We start from the raw sequence: 7536 nt of genomic DNA, 5'->3' as shown, positions 1-7536 counted from the left end.
CGTAATTGGGACATAGCCATTTTTTTATGCGGTGATAAGCAATCAGCTGTTGTTCTTCACGAACAGGGTCAGCTCCTGCCCCGGCTTGAGGTAGTCGGTCTTGCCGAGCTGATTCCAGCGCATCACGTCGTTGACGGCGACCTGGAAGCGGGCGGCGATGGAGGAGAGGGAATCCCCGCGACGCACCTGATAGACCATGGATTTGTTGCTGCCCTTGCCCTGCTTGGGCCAGACCACCAGCTTCATACCCGGTTTCAGGGCTGACTTGGCGCTCAAACCGTTCCACTTGGCCAGATCGGCGTGGGTCACCCCGTGGGCCTGGCTGATGCTCCACAGATTGTCGCCCGAACGCACCTGATACTGGATCTTGCTGCCACTGCGGCTGGCCAGTTGCTGCGGCTTGCTCTGAACGGCCTGGCTTGCGCGTCCCCCGTTGGGGATGATCAGGCTCTGGCCACGGCGCAGATTGTTGCCGCGCAAATTGTTGGCCAGCTTGAGCTGCTGCACGCTCACCCCGTGATTCTGGGCGATGCGGGAGAGGGTATCGCCGCTGGTGACCTGATAGGAGCGCACACCACGGCTACGTTCACGCTGGGGCAGATCGGCCAGGGCCAGCTCCAGGGTGTCGGCGTACTCGATGGGTACCAACAGGTTGTAGGGGCCCCGCGGCGAGGTCATGCCACGCTTGAGTGCGGGATTGAGGGCCTTGAGCTGGGAAGCGGAGACGCCTGCCAGCTGCGCCGCCACGTTCAGATCGATCTGGCCACCTGTGTTGATGGTCCGCAACTGCGGCTTGTTGGCCAGCACCGGCAGGGTGACATTGTATTTGTCCGCATTGCGGATCATGTCGGCCATGGCCAGGATCTTGGGCACATACATCCGGGTTTCACGGGGCAGGTCCAGCGACCAGTAATCGGTCGGTCGGCCGGCCTTCTGATTGCGGATGATGGCGTTGCGTACCCGGCCTTCACCGGCATTGTAAGCGGCCAGCGTCTGCAGCCAGTCACCGTCGAAGAAACGGTTCAGGTACTCCAGGTAGTCCAGTGCGGCATTGGTGGACGCCAATACATCGCGGCGGCCGTCATACCAGTTGTCGTGGCGCAGGCCGAAGTTCTTGCCGGTAGCCGGAACGAACTGCCAAAGACCCACCGCATTGCTGCGGGAGCGGGCATTGGGATCGAACATGCTCTCGATCATGGGGATGGTAATAAGCTCCATTGGCAGCTCACGCCGTTCGATTTCCTCTACCATCAGATACAGGTAGGGCTCAGCCCGGCTGGCAATGGTCGCCATATGCTTATCATTACGCAGTAACCAATCACGCTGCTGGCGGACACGGGCATTTTCGTGCGAGTCCAGCTGCATATCATCGCTGATACGCACCCACAGGTTATCCGTGTCATCCAGTTCTTCAATCTGTTCATCGCCGAACAGGAAGCGCGCTGAATGTTTTTTGTATGTTTTCTTGCTGACTTGGGGGGATTTGATCGGCTCGATTGCCGTTACCGCCCGGTCATCCTGATGGCTCAGGTTTTGACAGCCGCTGAGAAACAGCGCCGCCAATAAGGCCGTTCGTAGCTTCATCTCGCTCAGGTCATCTCTTGAAAAACAGCTCGCATCATAAGGGGCAATGGCCCCCTGATCAAGGTTTGTTCAAAAAACGTCCTTCCAGCCCCTCAGTACGGTGAAGGTATCCTCTGGATTTTCCAAGCATTTAAGGGCGTATTTCTCAGCAGAAAATTTCACTGAGTCCTCATTGCAGCGCAGAAAAACATTGAAATGCCGCTCATCCCCCAGGCGTGAGGGTAGACTCGGCAAGCCCTGCTGACGCAGCTTGCTGATCACCCCGATCCGCCGCTGGATCGCCAGGTTGTCCGGCTCGACCGCGTGGGCGAAACGCAGGTTGGAGAGGGTGTATTCATGGGCACAATAGAGGAGGGTGTCATCGGGCAGGGCCGCGAGCCGCTGCAGGGATCCGTACATCTGGGCGGGGCTGCCCTCGAACAGGCGGCCACAGCCGGCACTGAAGAGGGTATCACCACAAAACAGCATGCCATGGCCGTGATAGGCGATGTGGCCCAGGGTATGACCGGGGATGTGGAGGACATCCAGGCTCAGTCCGTGCCAGTTGATCTGATCGCCGTCATCGAGCCACTGGCCGTGATGATCCGGCATGGGGTCATGTTTGGGGCCATAGAGGCGGGCATGAGGGAAATGATGGAGCAGATCCGTGACGCCGCCCACATGGTCGCGATGATGGTGGGTCAGCAGGATGGCGTCGAGCTCAAGCCCGAGCGTCTCGAGCCGCTCCAGCACGGGGGTTGCCTCGCCCGGATCCACGACCAGGCAGTGGTTTTCGTGTCGGATCAACCAGATGTAGTTGTCGCTGAAGGCGGGAACTGTGATGACGCTATACATGGGTCGGCTTCTCTTTGTGTTCTCTTTGTGGAAGGGATCTTATATAACAAGATGGCATTCGCACCCCGGATTGGTCCCATTATGCAGCTGGCACGTACTGAACAACAGATCGCGATCCCGACCAGCTGGTCGGCACTGCCCATGGGTGACTGGGTGGCGGCCGAGATCCAGGAGCGGCTCGACAACTGGTGCCCTCATCTGTTTGGCTACCATCTGCTGAAAATTGGCGCCCTGAGCGCCGAGCTCTCCTGCGGCAGTTCCACCATTCGCCACCAGCTGGGTGTCGCCCCCGGCGGGCGTCTGCTGGATATCAAGGGCGATCCCCTTGCCTTGCCGATCCGTACCGCCAGCGTGGATGCCTGCCTGCTCGCCCACTGCCTCGACTTTTCACCGGATCCGCACCAGGTGCTGCGCGAGGCTGAGCGAGTGCTGACCGATGACGGCTGGCTCATCGTCAGTGGCTACAACCCCACCAGCCTGGTCGGCCTGGGTCATTACCTGCCTTTCATGCGACAGCACCTGCCCTGGTCGGCGCGCATGTTCACCCCGGCCCGGGTGACCGACTGGTTGCAACTGCTGGGGTGCGAGGTGATGTTTGACGATCGCTTCGGCTTCTCCTTCATGGGGAAGCAGAGCCGGATCGGCTGGTGGCGGGAGAGCCTGGGGCGGGATTACTGCAGAGCCTTTGCCTCTGTCTATGTGATAGCCGCCCGCAAGCGGCGTTTCCCCGTCACTCCGGTGCGCCGTCGCTGGCGCCTGCCGGAGTCGATGGCGGCGCCTGGCATGGCGCGTCAGGGCTGGTGACTGTCCCGGCAGACCGCTTACTGTTCTCTTCATTAATGCCTGTATGGCATATCAGGGCTGGTAGCCCGTGTCTTCGGCGAGCTGCTTGCCGCTGGCGGCATCCCGGGCCAGCACGTCGCAGCGTTCGTTCTCGGGGTGACCGGAGTGACCCTTGACCCAGAGCCATTCGATCTGGTGGCGCGCCACTTCCGCATCCAGCGCCTGCCAGAGATCGACGTTCTTGACCGGTTGGCGACTGGCGGTCATCCACCCTTTCTTCTTCCAGCCGATGATCCACTGGGTGATCCCCTGGCGCACATACTGGCTGTCGGTGGTCAGGCGAACCTGGCAGGGTTCGTTCAGGGTGCGCAGTCCCATGATGGCGGCCATCAGCTCCATCCGGTTGTTGGTGGTCAGCCGATAGCCCCCTGCCAACTCCTTGCGGTGCTTGCCATAGACCATGACGGCGCCATAGCCGCCGGGGCCCGGATTGCCGAGGCAGGAACCATCCGTATACAAATCAATCTTTTTTAGCATGTGTCTTGGGGTAAACTAGCGAATAAAACCGAAGTTTGACATGGATTCGATCATGAGCACACCCCAACTGAATCGCCAGATCATTCTGGATACTGAAACCACAGGTATGAACACGGCAGGCGGCCCCATCTATCAGGGTCACCGCATCATCGAGATCGGCTGTGTGGAGGTGATCAACCGCAAACTGACGGGCAATCATTTCCATGTCTACATCAAGCCGGATCGGCTGGTGGACCCCGAGGCCATCGCCGTGCACGGCATCACCGATGCCTTCCTGGCGGACAAGCCTTCCTTTAGCCAGATAGCCGACGACTTCATCGCCTTCATCCGCGGCGCAGAGATCATCGCCCACAACGCTCCCTTTGACGTGAGCTTCATGGACTATGAGTTCAGCAAGCTCGGCCTCGGTTTCAAGACGGCGGACATCTGCGGCATCACGGATACCCTGGCGATGGCGCGGGATCTTTTCCCCGGCAAGCGCAACAACCTGGATGTGCTGTGCGATCGCTACGGCATTGACAACTCCCACCGTACCCTACACGGGGCCTTGCTCGATGCGGAGATCCTGGCGGACGTCTACCTGCTGATGACGGGTGGCCAGACCAAGCTCAATCTGGCCAGCGAGAGCAACGAGAATGACAGCAACCAGGATACCGGGATCCGTCGGCTGGAGAGCAACCGCGCCCCCCTCAGGGTGGTGCGCGCCAGCGACGAGGTGGTCGCCGTCCATGAGGCCAGGCTGGATCTGGTGCAGAAGAAAGGGGGAGCCTGCCTGTGGCGGCAATGAGCTCGCTCTGGGGGGGCCTGCTGCTGCTGACCACCCTCTCCGGCATGGCCAACGAGGTGTTTGCCCCCTCTGACATTCCACTGCTCGACAACCGCTTTCGCATCGATTACGGGGTCAAGGAGATCACCTTCATCATCAAGCGCAAGCCGGGCACGCCGTCGGTGATCCTGGTGCGGCCGGATGGCAGCAAGCTCTATGTGGGCAAGGTCACGCCGCCGGATGTGGGCTGGCTGACGCAGCAGGATCAGGATCTCATCACTGTGCGCAATCCCATGCCGGGCCCCTGGCAGGCCATCGGCGAGGTGGACCCCGACAACAGGGTGCGCCTGCTCACCGACATCCGGCTCGAGAGCGAACCGCTGCCGGCCCGCCTCTATCAGGGAGAGCGGGTCAAGCTGCAGTCCAGGTTGCTGATCGATGGAGCGGCGCCGGGGGCGGGCTACTACCTCTCCGATCTCGGCATGACGGTGAAGCTGCAACAGTTCAACGACGCCGCCCAGAGTGGGGAGCCCATCGTCGAGGAGACCCTTGGACATTATCTGGATGATGGCAAGGGGCTCGACGAGGTGCCCGGGGATGGCGTCCTGACCGCCGAGGCGGTGCTGGATGTGCCGGCAGGCAAGTATCGCGCCCTCTACAGCAGCGGCAATCAGGTGTTCTCCCGTGCCCAGTCCCAGCAAGTGCTGCTCTTCCCCTGGCCGCTGAGCTACACCCTGGATGCCCCTTCCGGCGACATTGGGGCCAGGCTCTCCTTGCTCATCGATGCCGACGAGCTGGATCCGGCCTCAGTGGTGATCCAGGGCAAGGCCATCGACAGCGCAGGGGTCAGCATGGCCTTCAATGCAGTGGCAACCGAGCCCCGCCTTGGGGTCGATCTCTCCGCCCTCAAGGCGGCGGGTCAGTACAGGGTGGAGGCGACCCTGTTTGGCACCACCCGGCTCGGCCGCGAGGTGCAACTGCAACTGCCGGTCAAGTCGTTCACCATACTGCCGCCACCGGCGCCCACCCCTTCAGCGGCATCTCCCACTTCGGCGGCGGTACCGACCAAGGCCAAGTTTGAGGAGCGGGAGAGCCCGGTCTGGTTGCCCTGGGCCCTGGGAGGCGGCGGCCTGCTGCTGCTCCTGCTGGGGGCGGGTGGCTTCATCCTGCTGCAAAAACGCCGCACCCTGCACAAGGCGATGGCGGCCCAGAAGGCACAAAGCGAGGCTGCGGCCCCGGCGGCGCAGGCGCCCAAGCTGGATCTCAATCTGCCGGAGCAGTAGCCCACGCTCAATGCAAAGAAGCCGCCCGATGGGCGGCTTCTTCATGATGGCGAGGTGGCTGCTCGCTGGACACCCCTATCTCAGTGGGCGCCGATATAGATGTCCTTGTACTGTTCGCGGATCTCGAGGAACTTCTCCAGGTTGGCCAGCATCAGATCCACCAGCAGGGGATCGAAGTGCTCTCCCTTCTCTGCTCTGATCAGCGCCAGCACCTGGTCCAGTGGCCAGGCCTGCTTATAGCAGCGATCCGACCCCAGGGCATCGAACACGTCCGCCAGCGCGACTATGCGCCCCTCCAATGGGATGGCATCCCCTTTAAGTCCGCGGGGGTAGCCGGTGCCGTTCCACTTCTCGTGATGGTTGCCAGCTATGGTGGCCCCTATCTGGAACAGCGCGAGATCGCTGCCGGAGAGCATGTCCTGCCCCAGCTGGGCGTGGGTCTTCATGATCTCCCACTCATCCGGGGTGAGCTTGCCCGGCTTGTGCAGTATGGCATCCGGGATCCCCACCTTGCCGATGTCGTGCAGGGGAGAGGCGCGTTTGATGAGCTCGCACCTGTCTTCGTTCATGTCGAGCAACTGGCAGAACAGCTCGGTGTAGAGCGCCACCCGCTTGACGTGCAGGCCGGACTCCTTGGAGCGACTCTCCACCAGTTCGCCGATGCGGTAGATGATCTCGCGCTGGTTGTCGCCGATGACCTCGTTGAGCCGGATGTTCTCCAGCGCCACTATGATGTTCTCGGTGAACAGGCTCAGCAGGCCGGTATCCATCTGGCTGAGGGGGCGAGTGGTCTCGATGTGGAACAGCAGGTGGTGACGGGGGTTCTGGCAATAGAGCACCATCTGGTTGCCATCGTAGACGTTGGCGCCCTTGTCCATGGCGCAGCGCAGTATGGCTGGCGCCTCACTGAGGCGCAGGGCCGGGCCCTCGCTGAGCAGGGGTTCCAGCACCTGGTCCCGCACCTCGTAGGCCAGATGCTTCACATCATAGATCTGGGACTCTTCCAGGTTGAGCAGGGCGCTGAGCTGGGTCTGGGCCCCTTCGACGAACTGGCGCAGTGCCCGTTGCTCGAAGATCCCCTTGGAGGCCTCGATGACCTTTTCCAGCCCCTGGCGATTGCTCTCCAGGGTGCGAATGTCACGGTAGGAGCGCAGGCTGGCGCGCAGCAGGGTGCGCAGCTTCTGGGAGGTGAGCTCCGTCTTGTCCTTGTAGTCGTTGATGTCGTAGTTGGTGACGACGTCATCTTCCGGGGCCTGACCGGGTTGGCCGGTCCGCAGCACTATGCGCACCATCTTGTTTTGCAGCTCGTCGCGCACGAACTTGACCACCTCCAGACCGGCGTGATCGGCTTCCATGACCACATCGAGCAGCAGCAGGGCGACATCCGGGGTGACGGCGAGCAGGGCCTTGGCTTCTGCGGCGGAATAGGCGTGCAGAAAATCGATGGGCTTGCCGTCGAATTCAAACTTGCTCAGGGTAATCTTGGTGATGCGATGCACCTCGGGTTCATCGTCCACTATCATCACCTTCCAGCCGGCGGGTCGCGGTGCTGTTTGGGGCAGGTCTTCATCGTCAATTATCAGGATTTGATCATCCATTACGCAATCCTGTGTGTGATCCTGTGCTTACCTTAACCGCTTCATTCAAGTTAGGAAACGGATTGATATCCAAAATATGATCCAGCTGGTTGCTCTTTCTCCATCCGGGGTTGCCGGGCAGATGCCAGCATGAAAAACGCCTCCACGAGGG

At 61.2% G+C, this 7536-nt stretch carries 7 protein-coding genes; 3 read left to right on the top strand and 4 right to left on the bottom strand.

Going from position 1 to position 7536, the window contains the following annotated elements; translation table 11 throughout:
• Positions 1 to 42 precede the first annotated feature (42 nt).
• Together G4923_RS20610 and gloB are read right to left on the bottom strand one after the other, a co-directional pair.
• The gene (locus tag G4923_RS20610; protein ID WP_163138156.1) at positions 43 to 1584 is read right to left on the bottom strand and encodes a LysM peptidoglycan-binding domain-containing protein; all 1542 of its coding nucleotides are present in this window, start codon (positions 1582 to 1584) and stop codon (positions 43 to 45) included.
• A 69-nt stretch (positions 1585 to 1653) separates the two neighbouring features.
• Positions 1654 to 2418 carry a hydroxyacylglutathione hydrolase gene (gloB, locus tag G4923_RS20605; RefSeq protein WP_163138155.1) on the bottom strand — a complete coding sequence of 255 codons (765 nt, stop codon included), beginning with the start codon at positions 2416 to 2418 and terminating at the stop codon, positions 1654 to 1656.
• Between the two features lie 81 nt (positions 2419 to 2499).
• On the opposite strand from gloB, the gene G4923_RS20600 reads away from it, so the two are divergent.
• Positions 2500 to 3222, top strand: a complete 723-nt coding sequence (locus G4923_RS20600) for a class I SAM-dependent methyltransferase (RefSeq protein WP_162520138.1) — start codon at positions 2500 to 2502, stop codon at positions 3220 to 3222.
• A gap of 51 nt (positions 3223 to 3273) precedes the next feature.
• On the opposite strand, the gene rnhA is transcribed toward G4923_RS20600, so the two are convergent.
• Positions 3274 to 3738 (bottom strand): ribonuclease HI, encoded by a 465-nt coding sequence (gene rnhA, locus G4923_RS20595; RefSeq protein WP_111911319.1) that lies wholly within the window; start codon positions 3736 to 3738, stop codon positions 3274 to 3276.
• A gap of 52 nt (positions 3739 to 3790) precedes the next feature.
• Between rnhA and dnaQ the strand changes: the two genes are divergently transcribed.
• Positions 3791 to 4525 carry a DNA polymerase III subunit epsilon gene (gene dnaQ / locus G4923_RS20590; RefSeq protein ID WP_163138154.1) on the top strand — a complete coding sequence of 245 codons (735 nt, stop codon included), beginning with the start codon at positions 3791 to 3793 and terminating at the stop codon, positions 4523 to 4525.
• A complete protein-coding gene (locus G4923_RS20585; protein ID WP_163138159.1) occupies positions 4522 to 5787 on the top strand; it encodes a TIGR03503 family protein in 1266 nt (421 codons plus the stop codon). The genes dnaQ and G4923_RS20585 overlap by 4 nt, the downstream gene beginning before the upstream one ends.
• Positions 5788 to 5867: 80 nt before the next feature.
• Here G4923_RS20585 and G4923_RS20580 read toward each other — a convergent pair whose 3' ends face one another.
• On the bottom strand, positions 5868 to 7385 hold the full coding sequence (locus G4923_RS20580) for an HD domain-containing phosphohydrolase (protein ID WP_111911325.1): 1518 nt from the start codon (positions 7383 to 7385) through the stop codon (positions 5868 to 5870).
• Positions 7386 to 7536 lie beyond the last annotated feature (151 nt).

The sequence above is a fragment of the Aeromonas rivipollensis genome, assembly GCF_010974825.1.
GTDB lineage: Bacteria > Pseudomonadota > Gammaproteobacteria > Enterobacterales > Aeromonadaceae > Aeromonas > Aeromonas rivipollensis.
This window is presented reverse-complemented; position numbering and strand designations above follow the sequence as displayed.

Excerpts from the sequence above, each read along its gene's own strand:
- G4923_RS20610 (WP_163138156.1), bottom strand. The coding sequence starts at position 1,584 with ATGAAGCTACGAACGGCCTTATTGGCGGCGCTGTTTCTCAGCGGCTGT.
- gloB (WP_163138155.1), bottom strand. The coding sequence starts at position 2,418 with ATGTATAGCGTCATCACAGTTCCCGCCTTCAGCGACAACTACATCTGG.
- G4923_RS20600 (WP_162520138.1), top strand. The coding sequence starts at position 2,500 with ATGCAGCTGGCACGTACTGAACAACAGATCGCGATCCCGACCAGCTGG.
- rnhA (WP_111911319.1), bottom strand. The coding sequence starts at position 3,738 with ATGCTAAAAAAGATTGATTTGTATACGGATGGTTCCTGCCTCGGCAAT.
- dnaQ (WP_163138154.1), top strand. The coding sequence starts at position 3,791 with ATGAGCACACCCCAACTGAATCGCCAGATCATTCTGGATACTGAAACC.
- G4923_RS20585 (WP_163138159.1), top strand. The coding sequence starts at position 4,522 with ATGAGCTCGCTCTGGGGGGGCCTGCTGCTGCTGACCACCCTCTCCGGC.
- G4923_RS20580 (WP_111911325.1), bottom strand. The coding sequence starts at position 7,385 with ATGGATGATCAAATCCTGATAATTGACGATGAAGACCTGCCCCAAACA.